This window comes from Bacteroides rodentium JCM 16496, assembly GCF_000614125.1.
Classification (GTDB): Bacteria; Bacteroidota; Bacteroidia; order Bacteroidales; family Bacteroidaceae; genus Bacteroides; species Bacteroides rodentium.
Genome location: NZ_BAKJ01000016.1, coordinates 68,506 through 86,118, shown reverse-complemented (window position 1 = coordinate 86,118; position 17,613 = coordinate 68,506). Strand labels below are relative to the sequence as shown.

At 46.9% G+C, this 17,613-nt stretch carries 12 protein-coding genes and 2 pseudogenes; all 14 read left to right on the top strand.

Going from position 1 to position 17,613, the window contains the following annotated elements; translation table 11 throughout:
- The first annotated feature begins 74 nt into the window (after nt 1-74).
- Complete coding sequence (locus JCM16496_RS09445) at nt 75-821, top strand: FadR/GntR family transcriptional regulator (protein ID WP_005829254.1); 747 nt, start codon at nt 75-77, stop codon at nt 819-821.
- 11 nt (nt 822-832) lie between these two features.
- Nucleotides 833-3,301 (top strand): sodium:solute symporter family transporter, encoded by a 2,469-nt coding sequence (locus tag JCM16496_RS09440; RefSeq protein ID WP_025833876.1) that lies wholly within the window; start codon nt 833-835, stop codon nt 3,299-3,301.
- Between the two features lie 36 nt (nt 3,302-3,337).
- Complete coding sequence (locus JCM16496_RS09435; RefSeq protein ID WP_025833874.1) at nt 3,338-4,255, top strand: dihydrodipicolinate synthase family protein; 918 nt, start codon at nt 3,338-3,340, stop codon at nt 4,253-4,255.
- A gap of 258 nt (nt 4,256-4,513) precedes the next feature.
- Nucleotides 4,514-5,380 carry a TonB-dependent receptor plug domain-containing protein gene (locus JCM16496_RS23625; RefSeq protein ID WP_244440291.1) on the top strand — a complete coding sequence of 289 codons (867 nt, stop codon included), beginning with the start codon at nt 4,514-4,516 and terminating at the stop codon, nt 5,378-5,380.
- Nucleotides 5,377-7,032 (top strand): TonB-dependent receptor domain-containing protein, encoded by a 1,656-nt coding sequence (locus tag JCM16496_RS23620; RefSeq protein ID WP_244440290.1) that lies wholly within the window; start codon nt 5,377-5,379, stop codon nt 7,030-7,032. The genes JCM16496_RS23625 and JCM16496_RS23620 overlap by 4 nt, the downstream gene beginning before the upstream one ends.
- A gap of 597 nt (nt 7,033-7,629) precedes the next feature.
- Entirely contained in the window at nt 7,630-9,123 is a 1,494-nt protein-coding gene (locus JCM16496_RS09425) for a RagB/SusD family nutrient uptake outer membrane protein (RefSeq protein WP_025833871.1), read from the top strand.
- A gap of 13 nt (nt 9,124-9,136) precedes the next feature.
- The gene (locus JCM16496_RS09420) at nt 9,137-10,768 is read left to right on the top strand and encodes a sialidase family protein (RefSeq protein WP_128809521.1); all 1,632 of its coding nucleotides are present in this window, start codon (nt 9,137-9,139) and stop codon (nt 10,766-10,768) included.
- A gap of 29 nt (nt 10,769-10,797) precedes the next feature.
- Complete coding sequence (locus tag JCM16496_RS09415; protein ID WP_025833869.1) at nt 10,798-11,466, top strand: D-lyxose/D-mannose family sugar isomerase; 669 nt, start codon at nt 10,798-10,800, stop codon at nt 11,464-11,466.
- Between the two features lie 5 nt (nt 11,467-11,471).
- Nucleotides 11,472-12,557, top strand: a complete 1,086-nt coding sequence (locus JCM16496_RS09410; RefSeq protein WP_025833867.1) for an aldose epimerase family protein — start codon at nt 11,472-11,474, stop codon at nt 12,555-12,557.
- Nucleotides 12,554-13,633: a metallophosphoesterase gene (locus tag JCM16496_RS09405; protein WP_025833865.1), complete on the top strand. Its 1,080-nt coding sequence runs from the start codon at nt 12,554-12,556 to the stop codon at nt 13,631-13,633. Before JCM16496_RS09410 ends, JCM16496_RS09405 begins: the two co-directional genes overlap by 4 nt.
- A 104-nt stretch (nt 13,634-13,737) precedes the next feature.
- Nucleotides 13,738-14,238 (top strand): NanQ anomerase/TabA/YiaL family protein, encoded by a 501-nt coding sequence (locus JCM16496_RS09400; RefSeq protein ID WP_244440289.1) that lies wholly within the window; start codon nt 13,738-13,740, stop codon nt 14,236-14,238.
- Between the two features lie 115 nt (nt 14,239-14,353).
- Nucleotides 14,354-15,847, top strand: a complete 1,494-nt coding sequence (proS, locus tag JCM16496_RS09395; RefSeq protein WP_025833860.1) for a proline--tRNA ligase — start codon at nt 14,354-14,356, stop codon at nt 15,845-15,847.
- A 205-nt stretch (nt 15,848-16,052) separates the two neighbouring features.
- A pseudogene (locus tag JCM16496_RS09390) lies at nt 16,053-16,771 on the top strand (UDP-2,3-diacylglucosamine diphosphatase).
- A pseudogene (locus tag JCM16496_RS09385) lies at nt 16,653-17,606 on the top strand (glycosyltransferase family protein); the annotation flags it as partial. The pseudogenes JCM16496_RS09390 and JCM16496_RS09385, both read left to right, overlap by 119 nt.
- Nucleotides 17,607-17,613: the final 7 nt, after the last annotated feature.

Genomic DNA, 17,613 nt, shown 5'->3' with positions numbered 1-17,613 from the left:
CTTTTATTAAAAATTATCCATTTATTTGTCTGACAAATAATACTAATAGGACTAATAATAACACGATTTAATATATGGAAAACTTAAAAATTGATGGGCAGTCGATTACTTTGGTAGACCAAGTGGAAGACAAGTTATTGAATTATTTCAGAAGTCAGGACTTGAAAGTGGGTGATTCTATCCCTAACGAAATTGAGTTGTCGTCAGCGTTGGGGGTTGCTCGTAGTGTTCTTCGGGAAGCTCTTAGCCGTCTGAAAATGATGGGAATGATTGAAAGTCGCACACGTCGTGGAATGATTTTAACCGAACCTTTCATTTTAGGAGGAATGAAGAGAGTGGTTGATCCCCGTATTATGAGCCAGGAATCACTTCTCGATCTTTTGGGATTCAGGGTTGCCCTGGAGATAGGAATCAGTAGTGACATATTTCATAATATTAAAGAGCAGGATATTATGGAACTGGAAGAGATTGTGAATGCAGGTGTTGCATTGGGGAACAACGAATATGCCAATCTCAGTGAATATACTTTCCATTCAAAACTATACGAAATAACGGGGAATAAGACGATTGTACAGTTCCAAAGCATCATTCATCCGGTTATGAACTTTGTAAAAACCAATTTGAGGGAACGGGTGGAAGCCATAAATATAGAATTGGAAAAAAAGGGAAAGATTGTAACTCACACCGATTTATTGAACTTTATCAAGAATAAGGATGAAATGGGCTATAGAAATGCTATCGAGCAACACTTTTATGTTTATAAAAAGCTGATTTATGATAGGGCGGTGTTAGGAGAACAGAATAAGGGTCAATCACAATAAAAATATGACAAATGACACGGATTGTAAGTAATTGTGTTGTATTGGTATGCCTTTGTTTATTTTGGGGGCAAAGCTTGAAAGCTGCAGATGCTTCTCATTCTGAGCAGATAAAGTGGGGCAACGAGAGTGTTCTTAATGAGGAACATAATACTTTGGGACTCTTTTCCGGAGTACTTGGCGGACAAATAATATTGGTAGGCGGCACTTCCGACGATTATAGCCGGTGGGGAAGAAATGCGGTATGCCTTTCTGAAAAAGCCGGATTCACTTTGTATGAAGAACTATTGTCCAAACCGTTGGCTTATGGCGCTTCCATAACACTCTCTGACGGTATCTTATGTATTGGAGGACGTGATTCTTCCCAGTGTTACAAAGATGTGTTTCTTGTCACAATGCAGCAGGGAAAACTGAATATTTCGGAAGATTGGCCACCACTTCCTTTTCCGTTGTCTAACGCGGCAGGAGTACTACTGGACAATAAAGTATATCTGCTTGGAGGCAGAAAATCGGTAAGCCCGTCCAGGTTATCGGATTCTTTCTTTGTGCTGGATTTGTCGAACAAGTCCAGAGGATGGAAAGAGTTACCAGGCTATCCGGGAAGCGTCCGGGAAGATGCAATTCTCGTGGTACAGAACAACGGCGTTTCTCCTTGTCTGTATTTATTGGGCGGACAGACGGAAACGGAAGAAGGGCTGTCTTCTTGCTTGACGGATGGATATGTCTATAACCCCCAACTGGACAGATGGAGTCCATTAGGTTTGGATTTTCCGAAAGGAATATGTGCTGCTGTCGCCAGCGGAGCCAACCATATACTTCTTTTTCAGAAAGAGCAGGAAGATACACAGCATCTTAAAAAAGAGAATGCTTTATGGAAATACCATACAATTACGCAGACTCTTGTCAAGTCTGAATGTATTCCAGGTACCTATGACACCATGCAAGTCTTGCAAAGAAACCGTTCCTTCGTTATACTCGGTAGCAATGCCAGTTCCGGAACGAATAGACTGTACAGCCTTCAGGGGGATATTGTTCCTTTGGAAAAGGGGTTGGGACTTGTCAATATCTTTGTGATTATCGGTTATTTTGCCGTATTGGCCGGAATTGGAATTTACTTTTCACGGCGCCAGAAAAGTACGAATGACTATTTCAAGGGTGGAGGACGCATTCCGTGGTGGGCTGCCGGGCTGAGTCTTTTCGGAACCGCGTTGAGTGCCATCACCTTCATGGCTATACCCTCCAAGGCATATGCCACTAACTGGAGTTATGTGTTGTTCAATACCGGTATTGTGCTTGTTGCCCCCGTCATTGTTTATGTCTTTATTCCTTTTTTCCGGAAATTGAATATAACGACTGCTTATGAGTATCTGGAGATACGTTTCAATGTTTTTATCCGGGTTATTTGCAGTCTGGCCTTTATTATTTTCCAGGTAGGGCGTATGGGCGTTGTGCTTTTTCTGCCCTCTATTGCTTTGAATGTAGTGACTGGATTGGATATATTCCTATGTATCGGTATTATGGGAGTCTGTAGTATTCTATATACAATGATAGGGGGAATAGAGGCGGTTGTATGGACAGATGCCATTCAAGTAATTATACTGTTGGGAGGAGCGATATTTGCAGTGATATACATCTCGTGTTCTCTTCCCGGTGGATTGGGTGAAACGATTGATATTGCCGTGGCAAACGGTAAGTTCGATTTGGGAGCGACGAACTTTGACTTGAAGGATGCTACGATGTGGACTGTCATTATTGCCGCATGTTTTACCCATCTTACCACCTATGGGACGGACCAAAGTATGGTGCAGCGCTATCTCACTACCCCTTCGATGAAAGAGGCACGGAAGAGTGTATGGACCAATGCGATATTGACTGTTCCCGCCACACTGATTTTCTTCTTTATAGGCACTGCGCTTTATGCCTATTACAAAGTGTATCCTGAGAATCTGAGTATCAGTATTCCTAACGGCGATGCCATTTTTCCGTGGTATATTTTTACCCAATTACCAGTCGGTATTGTAGGGCTGCTTATTTCGGGCATCTTCGCAGCGGCAATGTCCACTTTGAGCGGCAGTATGAATTCGGCAGCCACAGCTTATATAGTAGACATTTATTCACGTTTCTTTCATAAGGGAGAGGGTAGCAATGAATTACGTGCGGCACGTATGGCAACTTGTGTGATAGGAATCATTAGTCTATCTTTTGCTTTTCTCATGGCAACATGGAATATCGCTTCATTGTGGGACGAATTCAACAAGATACTCGGGCTCATATTGGGTAGTATGGGAGGACTGTTTATGTTGGGCATGCTTACCAAACGCGCCAATTCCGGAGGGGCAATCATTGGTATAGTCGCAAGTATCATCGTGCAATTGTTTGTTGCCAGATTCCAAACATTCCATTTGCTTTTGTACACGGCGTCCGGCTTTATTTCATGTTTTGTCATAGGCTATTTGGCAAGCTTGTTCTTTAAGAAAAAATAGGTTTGAACCCATCATTAATTATAATATAATTTATTTATGAACAAACGACTTTTAACAGGATTAATCGCTGCACCATTTACGCCAATGCACGAAGATGGTTCCTTAAATTTGCAGGTGATCGGGCCGTATGCAGAGTTTCTGATGCAAAAGAAATGTGTGACGGGAGTGTTTATTTGTGGCACGACGGGAGAATCCGTTTCTCTGACAACAGAAGAACGAAAGGCTGTTGCGGAAAAATGGATGGAGGCAGTCAAGGGAAAACTGAAAGTGATAGTGCATGTAGGGGGCATGTCGCAGGTTCAGTGTGCCGAGCTGGCAGCCCATGCGCAAGCTATTGGAGCTGATATGATAGCAGCCATGGCACCCTGCTTTTTCAAGCCCGGTTCTGTAGATGAGCTGATAGGTTTTTTCAAGCCGATAGCTGCATCGGCTTCCCGCTTGCCGTTTTACTACTATAACATGCCGTCCATCACCGGGGTTTCCTTGCCGGTACACAAGTTTCTTATAGAGGGCAAGAAGCAAATTCCCAATCTGGTGGGAGTCAAGTTCACTCATAACAACCTGATGGAGATGCAGCAGTGCATTCATGCGGACGGTGGGGTATTTGAGGTCTTGCACGGCTTTGATGAGATACTGATTACCGGACTGTCGGTTGGAGCCAAGGCTGCCGTAGGTAGTACCTACAACTATGTTCCGGGTATATACAAAGCTGTGATGGAAGCCATGGAAAAGGGAGACCTTGAGACAGCCCGTGAAATGCAATGGAAATCTGTTGAAATCATTGATGTGCTGATAAAGCATGGGGGAGGAGTCAGAGCCGGTAAGATTTTCATGAAACTGGCAGGAATAGACTGCGGACCATGTCGATTGCCGATAGCTCCTTGCTCTGAAGAAGAGCTGGAGGAGACAAGAAATGAATTGAAAAATACGGAATTCTTCAAATACATTAATTAACTAAAAACGATTGCCTATGGAGATATTGCAACAATACATCCAATGAAAAAGCTCATTGGCCAACTTAAGTTTGACCCCCGAAAAGGAGGGGAAACGAGTATTGGCACTTCCCGTTTCCCCTTAAATAAATTACTGAAACAATTTATTATTAAAATCGTAACAAAGATGAGAAAAATATTTCATTTTCACCTCATAACTTTTCTACTATTTTGCCCATTTTTGCTTTGGGCACAAGAATTTAACCTATCAGGTGTAGTAGTGGACAATACTGGTGAAACTCTTCCAGGAGTTTCCATCGCTGTGAAGGGTACGACTCGAGGAGTTATTACGGATATGAATGGCGCTTTCCAGCTGAAAGTAAGCAAGGGGGAAACTCTTGTATTTTCCTATGTGGGCTATGATGAACAGCAAATCCTGATTACCAATCAAAAGATTCTTAACATCCGGATGGAACCGACCACCATGGGGTTGGATGAAGTGGTGGTCGTAGGTTATGGTACCCAATCCAAGCGTACCGTAACATCCGCCATCAGCAAGGTGGATGGAGAAACATTGAAGGCAACCCCTATCAATACTGTGGGAGAAGGATTGAAGGGCAAAATTGCGGGTGTACGCGTGTACAATGAGAACAATACTCCGGGTGCAGAGGCTACGTTCTTGATTCGTGGTGGTTCATCTATCAGCCAGAGTAATTCTCCTCTTATATTAGTTGATGGTGTAGAGCGCAGTACGGCGGGTATCAATCCCAATGACATCGAATCTATCGAAGTCTTGAAAGATGCCGCTTCCTCTGCTATTTATGGTTCGCGTGCATCGAATGGAGTTGTCCTGATTACGACAAGAAAAGGAAAAAGCAGTGCTCCTCGAGTGACGTTTGAGGCTTCCTTTGCAAACGAGAATGTGGAACGGATGATTGAGTATCTGGATGCTACCCAAGCTGTTACTATCATGCGCGATCGTTGGGCTTCCGGACCCAGTCCGGAAAAGTTATACCTTGACGGATATGCTTATAGTTCCGGCAATACGGATGCTTCCAAGTTTTCTACCCGTTACTTGAGGATGGAGAGAGTATTCCGGCAGGATGGAAGTCTGTGGCTGATCCGCTGGATCCAAGTAAGACTTTGATTTTTGAAGATAATGATTGGGCCAGTACTTGTTTCAAGAATGCTCTTTGGCAAAATTATTATGTGGGGATAGAAGGAGGTACGGAGAAATTGAGCTATGTGGGCAGCATTGGCTATATGAAAGATTCCGGTGTAGGTGTGGGCACGGCATTCGACCGTTTTAACGCCCGTACTAATGTAACTGCCAAAATCAGAGAGAACCTGACTTTCAGTAGCAACATAGATTACAGCCAGACGAATAGCGAAGAGTATGCCAGTCAGTATCAGGTGATTTCCCGTGGATTGATGACCCCGGCTGTTCAACGTAAATATTGGGTGTCTGACAATGAATGGTACGGAACCCCGACTCCAGGTCCCAACTCTTCGTCTCCGAATCCGAGTTTCTACTCGTATTTTAATGATAACAATCAGCGTACCAACCGTTTGGGGTTAGTCGGCTCTCTTGATTGGGAAGTTTTGAAAGGATGGCATGCTGTGGGCACCGCTTCTTTGTTTACGCAAAACAGCCATGGAGATACATTTATGCGTGCCAACCCGATGAATGGAACGCGGAAGGCGACTACCAACATGACGGATGAGCAACGGAAGAAACTGGAATTCTACACCAGCTATACAAGAACGTTTGCCGATAAGCACAGCATCAGCGCGATGGTAGGATATTCCTATCAGCAATATCTGTACAAGTATGTGTATGCTGCCACTACCGGACACAGCTCCGACAAGATACCGACATTGAACGGAGGTTCTGTCTATTCCGATGCAACGTCGACCAAGCAGGAAGATGTGAATATCGGTTATTTCGGCCGATTGAACTATGATTATCTGAAAAGGTACATGTTGACTGCTACTTTCCGTGAGGACGGCTCTTCCCGTTTTGCCAAAGGCAATCAATGGGGATTTTTCCCGGGGCTTTCTGTCGGATGGGTTATGAGTGATGAGCCTTTTATGCAGAATGTCGGCTTTATAAGTAATTTGAAGTGGCGTGGCAGCTATGGCCAAACGGGTAATAACTCTATCGGATATTATGATGCATTGGGGCTGTATGCCATTACCACCAGCTACAATCAGGATGCGGCGACAGTTTCTTCTGCCATGCCCAACAAGGCTCTTGAGTGGGAAACCTCCACACAGCTGGATTTAGGTGTTGATTTGGGGTTATTTAAAAACCGTATCATTCTGGGTATCGATTACTTTAATAAGATTACGGATAACTTGATTACTTCCAAAGTATTGCCCAATACGTCGGGATACGGTTCCATCCTTACCAATCTTGGAAAAGTCCGTTTCCGTGGTTTCGATGCTGAAATTACAACACGCAACATTGTCAAGAAGGATTTCACGTGGGAATCTAAATTCACCATTACTTACGTAAAGAACAAGGTACTTAAACTGCCCGAAAACGGACGGGACAAGAACCGTCAGGGAGGATACTCTGTAAAAATGCAGGATGGCACGACCAAAGAATTCGGAGGTGTTGCGAGGGTGAACCGTTGGGTCGTTTCTATGGATATAAGAAAGACTTTATCATCACAACTCCCGAGCAAGCGGCTAATGCCCGTTATGACACCTCATCCAAAGGTTGGGACTGGACCACGAAACAGAGACTGGGTGTCGGAAAAAAGACTATCGGAGACTATGAGTGGAAAGACCTGAACGGAGACAATATCATCAACAGCAATGATATGTTCCTGCTGGGAAATACGATTCCCCATACCACCGGAGGTTTGAATAATACTTTCACTTACAAGGGCTTCACTTTGAATGTCTATCTTGATTTTGCTTTGGGGCACTCCATTTCCAATGGTTATCTGCAACGCCAGATGTGTAATTTCATGAATGGAAACACCAGCCTGCCTGCCGAAATCCTGAAATGCTGGAATGTGGGGGATGACCCGAGTAAGGCCAAGTATGCCCGTTTCTCAGGCAATGACTCCGATGAGTTGAATAAGAATTTCCGGGACAACTCCGATGTTTTCACCCAGAAAGCAGATTATCTCTGTATCCGTGAAATCTCTCTGCAATATGCTTTGCCTCAAGCATTGCTGGCAAAGATTGGTCTGAAAGGGCTGGTATTGACCCTGGCCGGAAACAATCTGCATTATTTTACGGAAGTAATAGGCCTTTCGCCCGAAGTAGGTGCATCAAGTACTTATTCCGGCAGTTTCAATACCTATCCGCCTATCCGTAAGTTCTCTATCGGATGTAAAGTTACTTTGTGATAAAAGAAGTTTAATACGAAAAATAAGAATTATGAAAATAAAAATATTATCCGGCATTCTTCTTATAAGTGGGGTCTCGTTTTTTACATCATGTCATGGAGACCTGAATGTGATACAGCCCAGCCAGTTCACCAGCTTGTCCATGTGGACAGAGGAGAGCGATGCTACGAGTGCGGTAAATGGAGCATATACTCAATTCCGTTCCGCCTTTTCCGATTTGCTCAATATCTATGGAGAGCTGCGCTCAAACTGGTATGAGAGTGGGGCGGTAAATGATGCGTTTTTTAATAGAGTGGGTACAAACGTATTGCTGAGCGGTGATGCAGGTACAAATTGGAGTAGCATATATACTACCATTAATAGTGCAAATTTGATTCTGAAGCATACTCCGGAAATCTCTTTTACCAATGAAGCTACACGCAATGAAGTAATGGCCAATGCCTATTTCCTGCGGGCATATTGTTACTTTACGCTGGTGCGGGTATTCGGTGACTGTCCGCTACTGACTTCCGGCTTTGAGTCAGAAAAGCAGGAGGACATGTATCCCAGCCGTACGGCGGCTTCTGAGGTATATGCTCAGGTCGAAACCGATATAGAAGAAGCTTTAAGGTTGATGCCCGCTTCTTCCAAGCTTCTCCATAAGGCATCTCCGGCAGCCGTTAACATGTTGCGTACCGAATATTACTTGTGGATGGCAAAGCGTCTGGGAGGAGGGAATGCTGCTCTGAGCACAGCGCAGTCTTCTGTTGATGCGGTATTGAAAGCCGGATATGCGCTTCTTCCCGCATTTGCCGATATTTTCAATTTAAACAACGAAGCCAATGCCGAGCTTATCTGGACATTGCCCTATATCGTCAATGAAAATGTGACTCCGGGGACATCCCCCAACTTTTTCGCCTATTATCTGGCACCTAACGGTGATAGAACCCGGTTGAGGGAAGCCGGCTATACTGAAGATGAGGTTCCCGCCGGTTCCCACGCCCAGTATGTTGTGCCCACGCAAGCCTATTGTGATTTTCTGGCTGAAGATGCACGTGACACGCGTACGGATGTTTCAGTACGGGTATTCGAGGATAAGTTCTTGACGGAAGAAGTACAGATTAAAAGGATGGTTGTGAAGTTCAAAGGCTCCTTTGCCAATGATACGCGTAGTTTTGACAGTGATGTCCCCGTCTATCGTTTGGCCGAAGCCTATCTTTTGAAAGCTGAAGTGGAAAATGCCTTGGGAAATACGGATGCCGCTTTGCAGAATCTGAATGTAGTGGCCAAGCGTGCTTATGGGGTAGACAACTACTACACGGCAAGGACTCAGGATGCCATAGACAATGCCATTATCAGCGAAATACTGAAAGAGTTTGTCGCAGAATCAAAGGCATGGTGGGCATACCTTCGCTTTAACAAGGAATTCGAGCTTATCGAAACCTTGAAGGGGCGTGAAGGGGAGAAGAATGTTACCTTGTGGCCTATTGCTCCTGCTTGTCTCAATACTAATCCGAATATAACACAAACTGAAGGTTACAAATAAATATTGGGATGATATGAGATATAAGACTATACTTTTACTGGTCTTGTCTGCTTGGGGCATCATGGCATGCCAAAATTATACGGATAAGATAACGGTGGAGATTCGGCAACCGGTATATCCGGTGTTGACATTGAAGGAGCATAATCCGGTATTGTGTCTGCGCCTGATTAGGAACAGCGGCGTGGCATATCAGTTGGAAAAGATAAATTTCACTTTGGGCGGAACAGTCCGTTCCGGCGATGTCGTTTCCGCTTCGCTGTTCTTGGATGAGAATTGCGGGCAGCTCTGTACAAGTGCCAAACCGGTGAACAAACAATTGAGTTTTAAGGTAGGCCGGCAGATAGAGGAAGATACACTGACATGCTGGGTGACACTCCGATTGAGGGATGATGCGGCGCAGGCCACAAGCAAGATTGAAATCTCATGCAGCAGTGTTCAGACAGACCTGGGGCTAGCGGGCATCCGCCAGTTGCCCGCAGTGAAGCCGCTCCGTATAGGAGTGGCCCTGCGGCAGTCGGGGCAGGACGGGGTACATACTTCCCGCATTCCCGGATTGGTGACTTCGACGAAAGGTACCTTGCTGGCCTTGTATGATGCACGCAATGAAAGAGATGACGATTTGCAGGGCGACATTGATATTGCCATCAATCGCAGTGAAGATGGAGGGCGGACTTGGCAACCCATGCAGACTGTTCTGGACATGAAAGAATGGGGCGGGCTACCTCAGAAATATAATGGAGTGAGTGATGGTTGCATCTTGTCGGATGATTTCACCGGAGATCTCTATGTCATAGGGTTGTGGATGCACGGAGTCCTGGACCCCAAGACGGGCAAATGGGTAGAGAATCTTACCGATACCTCGACCGTATGGAACCACCAGTGGCGTGCGCACGGTTCTCAGCCGGGATATGGTGTTAAACAAAGTTCTCAATTCCTGATTAGTAAGAGTACCGACGACGGACTTACCTGGAGTGAGCCGCGTAACATTACCCGTCAAGTAAAAAAGGAAAAATGGTGGCTGCTTGCTCCCGGACCGGGTCGTGGCATCACAATGGAAGATGGCACATTGGTATTTCCGGTAGAGGGGCGGAACGAAGACGGGCTTCAGTTCTCTACAATCATGTGGAGTAAAGACAAGGGAGAAAACTGGACTGTAGGCGAACCGGCTTACTACAATACCAACGAATGTCAGGTGGTAGAACTTTCAGACCATTCCTTGATGTTGAACATGCGTGAGCGTAGCAACCGGGGACGTCAGGAAGGTAATGGGCGGGCCATTGCTGTCACTGCCGATTTGGGAAAAACGTGGACGGAACATCCTACGTCGCGCAGAGCTCTCATTGAACCGGCTTGCCAGGCATCTTTGCTGCGCCATGATTATATTGAAGACGGAGAAGAACGTCATGTATTACTCTTTGCCAATCCTAATTCAAAAGAGCGCCGTAACAACATTACCATTAAGGTGAGTTTCGATGACGGGCAAACTTGGCCCGAGGAGTATTGGATGTTGTTGGATGAAGGTAGGGGTGCGGGGTACTCTTGCATGACTTCCATTGACGAGCATACCATAGGTATCTTTTATGAGGGGAGCCAAGCCGACATTCAGTTCCAGGCTATCCCGCTGAAAGAATTATTGAAGAAATAAAAGTATAACACCTTAAAAAATAGACAAATATGAAACGCAGTGAAATCAATCGATATATCCGCGAAGCCAAAGCATTTATGACAAAGTATCACTTCATGCTGCCGCCATGGGCGGACTGGACTCCGGACGACTGGAAAAGCAAAGGACCGGAATGTAATGATATCCGGGAAAGAGCCATGGGCTGGGACCTGACCGACTTCGGCTGGGGCGATTTCCTGAAAATCGGCCTGACTCTGGTAACCCTCCGTAATGGAAGTCTGCAGAAGAAAGACAAACCCTATTGTGAAAAGATTATGTTTGTCCGCTGCGGACAAGTTACTCCCACCCATTTCCATTGGCTGAAAACGGAAGACATCATCAACCGGGGTGGAGGAATCCTCTGCATGCGTCTATGGAAGGCCGACAAGGAAACTGAAGCGCTGACTGAAGAACCGCTTGTCGTTTCCATCGACGGAGTCAGTACACGGGTAGCTCCCGGAGAAACGGTGCGTCTTGCTCCCGGACAAAGCATTTGTTATGAGCCTTATCTCTACCATACTTTCTGGGCCGAGGACGACCATTGTCTGGTAGGCGAAGTCTCTACGGTGAACGATGACATGAGGGACAACCGTTTCCTCACCCCCAAGGGGCGTTTCCCGCAGATAGAAGAGGATGTTCCGGCCGAACATCTGTTGTGCAACGAATATCCCGAAGTTTAGAAAGTATGAAAGATAAGACCAACCTGACGGGATTGAATCCCGATAATTTCCGGTCCGTAATCAACGGAAAGGATACGGGCCTTTATATACTGCGCAATGGCAGCGGTATGGAGATGTGCGTCACGAACTACGGGGCCATTGTCTTATCCATCATGGCTCCTGATTGTCATGGTAAGTTTGAAAATGTCGTCATAGGCTTCGATACGCTGGAAGAGGCCCGCAGGCAAAGCAAGGACTATTATATAGGAGCTACTATAGGCCCCGTAGCCGGACGTATATTGCACGGCGCTTTCCGTGTAGGAGAAAAAGATTATCACTTACAGCTTAACTCTGTTTCTAATACTCTGCACAGTGGTGATAACGGTTTTCACACGGTGGTGTGGGAAACACAGCAACCGTGTGAAAACCAACTTCTTCTCCGTCATTTCCATGCCGATGGAGAAGCCGGCTTTCCGGGCAATGTTACGGTAAGGATGATGTATACCTTGACGGACGACAATGGGTTCCGCATAGATTATGAGGCGGAGACAGACCGCGACACCTTGTTCTGTCCCACCAATCATGCCTATTTTAACCTGGCGGGCATGGGAACTCCCACTACTTCCATTGAAGACCATCTGGTGAGGATAAACGCGGATTTCTATCTGCCTATCGACATGAATACGAACAATACCGGCGAAGTCAGGGCAGTGGGCGATACGCCTTTTGATTTCCGCGACTACCATTCCATAGGCGAACGCATCAACCGGAAAGACTTGCAGCTGCTCAACGGCCACGGCTATGACCACTGTTTTGTCCTGAAGAAACCCGCGCTGCATGAGCTCTCTTTTGCCGCCACCTGCATCAGTCCGTCCAGTGGGCGCAGAATGGATGTCTATACTACAGAGCCGGGGCTTATTATGTACACCGGCAATTATTTGCCGGGCTTCACGGGTATGCATGGCACTGTGTATCCGCGTCGTAGCGCCGTCTGCTTTGAAACCCAGTGCTTTCCCGATACACCGAACAACCCGCATTTCCCCTCCATCGTATTACGTGAAGGAGACCTTTATAAACAGACATGTATTTATCAATTCAGTACGCAACCATGAAAAACAGAATCATTCTTTGTTTGGGATGCCTGCTGGCATTCCTCCAGCTCCGGGCACAAGTCAATACCAACCAGCAGCATTTGTGCAATCCTAATTCTTTTTCCATCGTCCTGCTGGGCGACCCGCAAAACTACGTGAAGTATGACTATAACCAGCCGGTTTTTGAGCTGATGACGGCGTGGACCGCTCATCATATAGACTCCCTCCGTGTGAAGGCGGTGCTTTGTACGGGCGACTTGGTAGACCAGAATGAATGTATTCTACCTCCCTTCCCGCGTTTCGGGAATCTTACGAGCCGGGAGCAGTGGACATTTGTGTCGCGGGCTTTCGGGCGGTTGGACAACAAGGTCCCTTATCTCATTTCTACCGGAAACCATGATTACGGCTACACCCGTTCGGAGAACTCGATGACCCGTTTCCCGGAATATTTCCCGATAGAGCGCAACAGCCAATGGAAAAAGACCATCGTGGCTGCAACCAATAATAGAAACGGCCTGCCTACGCTGGAAAATGCCGCAATGGAGATAACGGACGAGCATTGGGGGAGGATTTTGATTATTGCCGTTGAATTTGCCCCACGTGATGAGGTCTTGTCATGGGCAAGGGAACTGGTGGCTGCCCCACGCTTCAAAGACCACACAGTGATTCTTATCACCCATTCCTATCTTACCGGCTTCGACAGCAAGCGCATCACCAAGGAAGGCTATAAGATAACTCCGTCCAATACGGGCGAAGGCATCTGGCAGAAGCTGGTGCAACCTTCTGCCAACATCCGTCTTGTGCTGTGCGGACACTATGCCACTCCGAATGAACGGTTGGACTATACCACGGGATTCCGTACCGACAAGAATGCGGCCGGACATGAGGTGCACCAGATGATGTTCAACTGCCAGGCGTTGGGTGGCGGCATGAGTGGAAACGGAGGAGACGGCTGGCTGCGTCTGCTCGAATTCTTGCCCGACGGACACACGGTGCAGGTCAGGACCTATTCTCCGCTTTTCGGCTTTTCTCCTCAAACCAAGGACAAGGCATGGCGTACGGAATCTTATGACCAGTTTCAATTCACGATAAAATAAAAAATATGAAACGTATATCAATCATTTGTTTATTAACTCTTTTCTATATGTATTTATCTGCACAAACAAATTCGGAGTGGACCACCGGAAATGCGAAGAAATGGATGAAAAGTGCCGTTTGGTCCAATGGCTGGACTGTCTCTCCCCATAAATCTGTCAATGCAGTTGAATTTGCCTGCCAATACCATAAGAATAAGGATGTCTGGGATGCTGCATTCCGCTTTCTTGCCGAACATGATTTGGAAGCGCTGTCTATTGGCAACCATGTCATTCGGGAAGGGAAATGCTGGGCTACGGTCAGCGAATACATTCCCAAAGAGGTGGAGAAAGGGAATATTGAAAGCCACCTCCGTTTTGTCGACCTTCAGTATGTACTCTGGGGAAATGAAAAGATGGGGCTGGCAAGTGACGTCGACGTACGCCAGGCGTATAATTCAAAAAAAGATGTTGCTTTTTATACCTCTTCCCGGATAAAACACCACTCTGCCGATGCCGGCAGTTTCTTCTTGTTTTTCCCTTCGGACATTCACCAGCCTTCTGTCCGGGGAAAGGGGGAACTTGTTAAAAGCAGGAAGATTGTGATTAAAATAGAATATGTAGATTAGTGTGTTTTCTGTTCTACTAAAAATACTATTTGTTTTTCAAATAAATTTCCTTTAAAATTTGTACTTTTGCCGACTGTTTAGAGAAATCAACGAAAACTTTAAAAAACGAAATAGAATGGCAGTAGAATTGAAAGACCTTACCAAACGTAGTGAGAACTATTCTCAGTGGTACAACGAGTTGGTGGTAAAAGCCGATTTGGCAGAACAATCGGCAGTACGCGGCTGTATGGTGATCAAGCCCTACGGATACGCTATCTGGGAGAAGATGCAACGTCAGCTGGACGATATGTTCAAGGAAACGGGACACGTGAATGCCTATTTTCCGTTGCTGATTCCGAAGTCTTTCCTCAGCCGTGAAGCGGAGCATGTGGAAGGTTTTGCAAAGGAGTGTGCAGTTGTGACACACCATCGTCTGAAAAATGCTCCCGACGGTAGCGGAGTTATTGTAGACCCCGAAGCTAAACTGGAAGAAGAACTGATTATCCGTCCTACGTCCGAAACCATCATCTGGAACACGTATAAGAACTGGATTAATTCTTACCGCGACCTGCCTATTTTGTGTAATCAATGGGCAAACGTGATGCGTTGGGAAATGCGTACCCGCCTTTTCCTCCGTACTGCCGAATTCCTCTGGCAAGAAGGCCACACGGCACATGCCACCCGTGAGGAAGCCGAAGAAGAAGCGGTAAGGATGCTGAATGTATATGCCGAGTTTGCCGAAAAATACATGGCAGTGCCCGTAGTGAAAGGCGTGAAGTCTGCCAACGAGCGTTTTGCCGGTGCACTCGATACCTATACCATCGAAGCGATGATGCAGGACGGAAAGGCTTTGCAGAGCGGTACTTCCCACTTCTTGGGACAGAACTTCGCCAAGGCGTTCGATGTGCAGTTTGTCAATAAGGAGAACAAGCTGGAGTATGTTTGGGCTACTTCCTGGGGTGTTTCCACCCGTCTGATGGGAGCGCTTATCATGACGCATTCCGATGACAACGGTCTGGTACTTCCTCCGCACCTGGCTCCGATACAAGTAGTCATCGTACCTATCTACAAGAATGCAGAGATGCTGGCTAAGATTGACGAGAAAGTGGCAGGCATTGTTGCCAAGCTGAAGTCAATGGGTATTTCCGTGAAGTACGACAATGCCGACAACAAACGTCCGGGCTTCAAGTTCGCCGACTATGAGGTGAAGGGTGTTCCCGTTCGTCTGGTGATGGGTGGCCGCGACCTGGAGAACAATACAATGGAAATCATGCGTCGCGATACACTGGAGAAGGAGACGCGTTCCTGCGAGGGCATCGAAGAGTACGTGAAGAATTTGCTTGAGGATATTCAGGCAAATGTTTATAAGAAGGCGCTCGATTACCGCAACAGCCGCATCACCAGCGTGGACAGCTACGAGGAATTCAAGGAAAAGATTGAAGAAGGCGGCTTCATCCTGGCTCATTGGGACGGAACTACCGAAACCGAAGAGAAAATCAAGGAAGAGACCAAAGCAACCATCCGTTGTATTCCTTTCGAGTCATTTGTTCCGGGTGACAAGGAACCGGGCAAGTGCATGGTTACCGGCAAGCCTTCTGCCTGCCGTGTGATTTTTGCACGTTCCTATTAATAACTACAGAGCATTCTGATATAAATCCCCGGAGTTTTCAGTTGAAACTCCGGGGATTCTTCTTTGAAACCCCAGGCGTTTTCGCATAAAACTCCTGGGGTTTCCTTGCAAAACGCCCGGCCTTTCGTTCATTCTTTTGTAATCTCCTTTACATCTTCCCGTAACATGAATGCGTGACATTTGTAGCAATCAAAAATGCAATACTATGCGCTTACGTACTTTTTATTCTGCGATTATGCTGTCTGACATTCATTTGGGCACATCGAATTCCAAGACTGTTGAAGTCAGCAATTTTCTAAGGTCAGTCAACTGCCGCCGGTTGATACTGAACGGTGACATCATAGACGGGTGGGCTTTGAAAAGAGGCGGAACCCGCAAATGGCAGGCCAAGCATATCGACTTCTTCAAGGTCATCATGAAGATGATGGAGAAACAGGGGACGGAGGTTATTTACGTCCGTGGCAATCATGACGACTTTATGGACAGCCTTGCCCCGATGACGTTCTATAACATAAGCGCCACGGCCTGCCATACTATTCTTTGTCCCAGGCCGTCAAACAAAAAGTGAAGTCTGCCGTTTCGTATATATCCTCTTTTGAAGAAGAACTGGTGAAGTTTGCCCGGGCGCGCAAGTGCGACGGAGTGATTTGCGGCCACATCCACCATCCGGCCAATACGTATTACAGTGACATCCACTATCTGAACTCCGGCGACTGGGTGGAGACACTTTCCGCTTTGACGGAGGATGAGAACGGGAACTGGGACATTGTCCATTATGACGAGATGTTGGTGGACGAACATGTGCCCAATGTTTCTGCCTACACCTGCCAACAAGCGGGTGAGCCTTTCGCGCAGCGTGGCTTACAACGTGGCGCGGCTGCCCGTTTACCTCAAAAGCATGTGCTATATACGCCGCCGCATTGAGGAGAGCGGTGCCGAACTGGTCATCAACTTCTACGAACTGCTCACGGGGTTGACTTATCTTTTGTTCCGGCCTTCCGTGCCCCAAATCAGCATAGGCCATCAATATCTCTTTCTGCATCGTGACTTTGAATTTCCCGACAAGAATGGCTTCAGCCTGTGGATGCTCCGTTTCTTCACGCGTCTCACGTGTATGGGTGCCCGCGAAAAACTCGCCCTTTCTTTCCGTGAGATGGAGGACGATGAAGAAGAGCATATCCGTGTGGTTCCGCCGTTGCTGCGGAGGGATGTCCTGTCGTGTGAGGGAACGGAAGGGGATTATCTTCACGGATATATGGTGAACTCCGGTTTCGGCGAAAACATCCGCAGCTGGCACAATGCCCGTCCCGAGGTGCCCCTTCATTTCTTCTGGGACAAGCAGGACGAGGAGGAAGTGTGCCGGGTGGACGATACCTTGAGCTTTCACCAGATAGACGATGTCAAGTTTCTGCGCTATATGGCGGGTTGCAAGGCATACGCCACAACTGCCGGGTTCGAGTCGGTCTGCGAGGCCATGTATCTGGGCAAGCCCCTGCTGATGGTGCCTGCCCACATCGAGCAAGACTGCAATGCCTACGACGCGGCACGTTCCGGTGCGGGCGTGGTTTCCGACAGATTCGACCTGGAACGCTTGCTTGCATTCGCGGCCGACTATCATCCGGACGTAGCTTTCCGCTACTGGGTGCGTAGCTGCGACCGTAGGATTCTGTACCATATAGAGAATAGTGCGCCGTTGTCCCATTATCCCGTGCCGACTTTCCCGTATTCGTATTTCAAACTGCCGGAAACGGTTTTGTAGGCAAAGG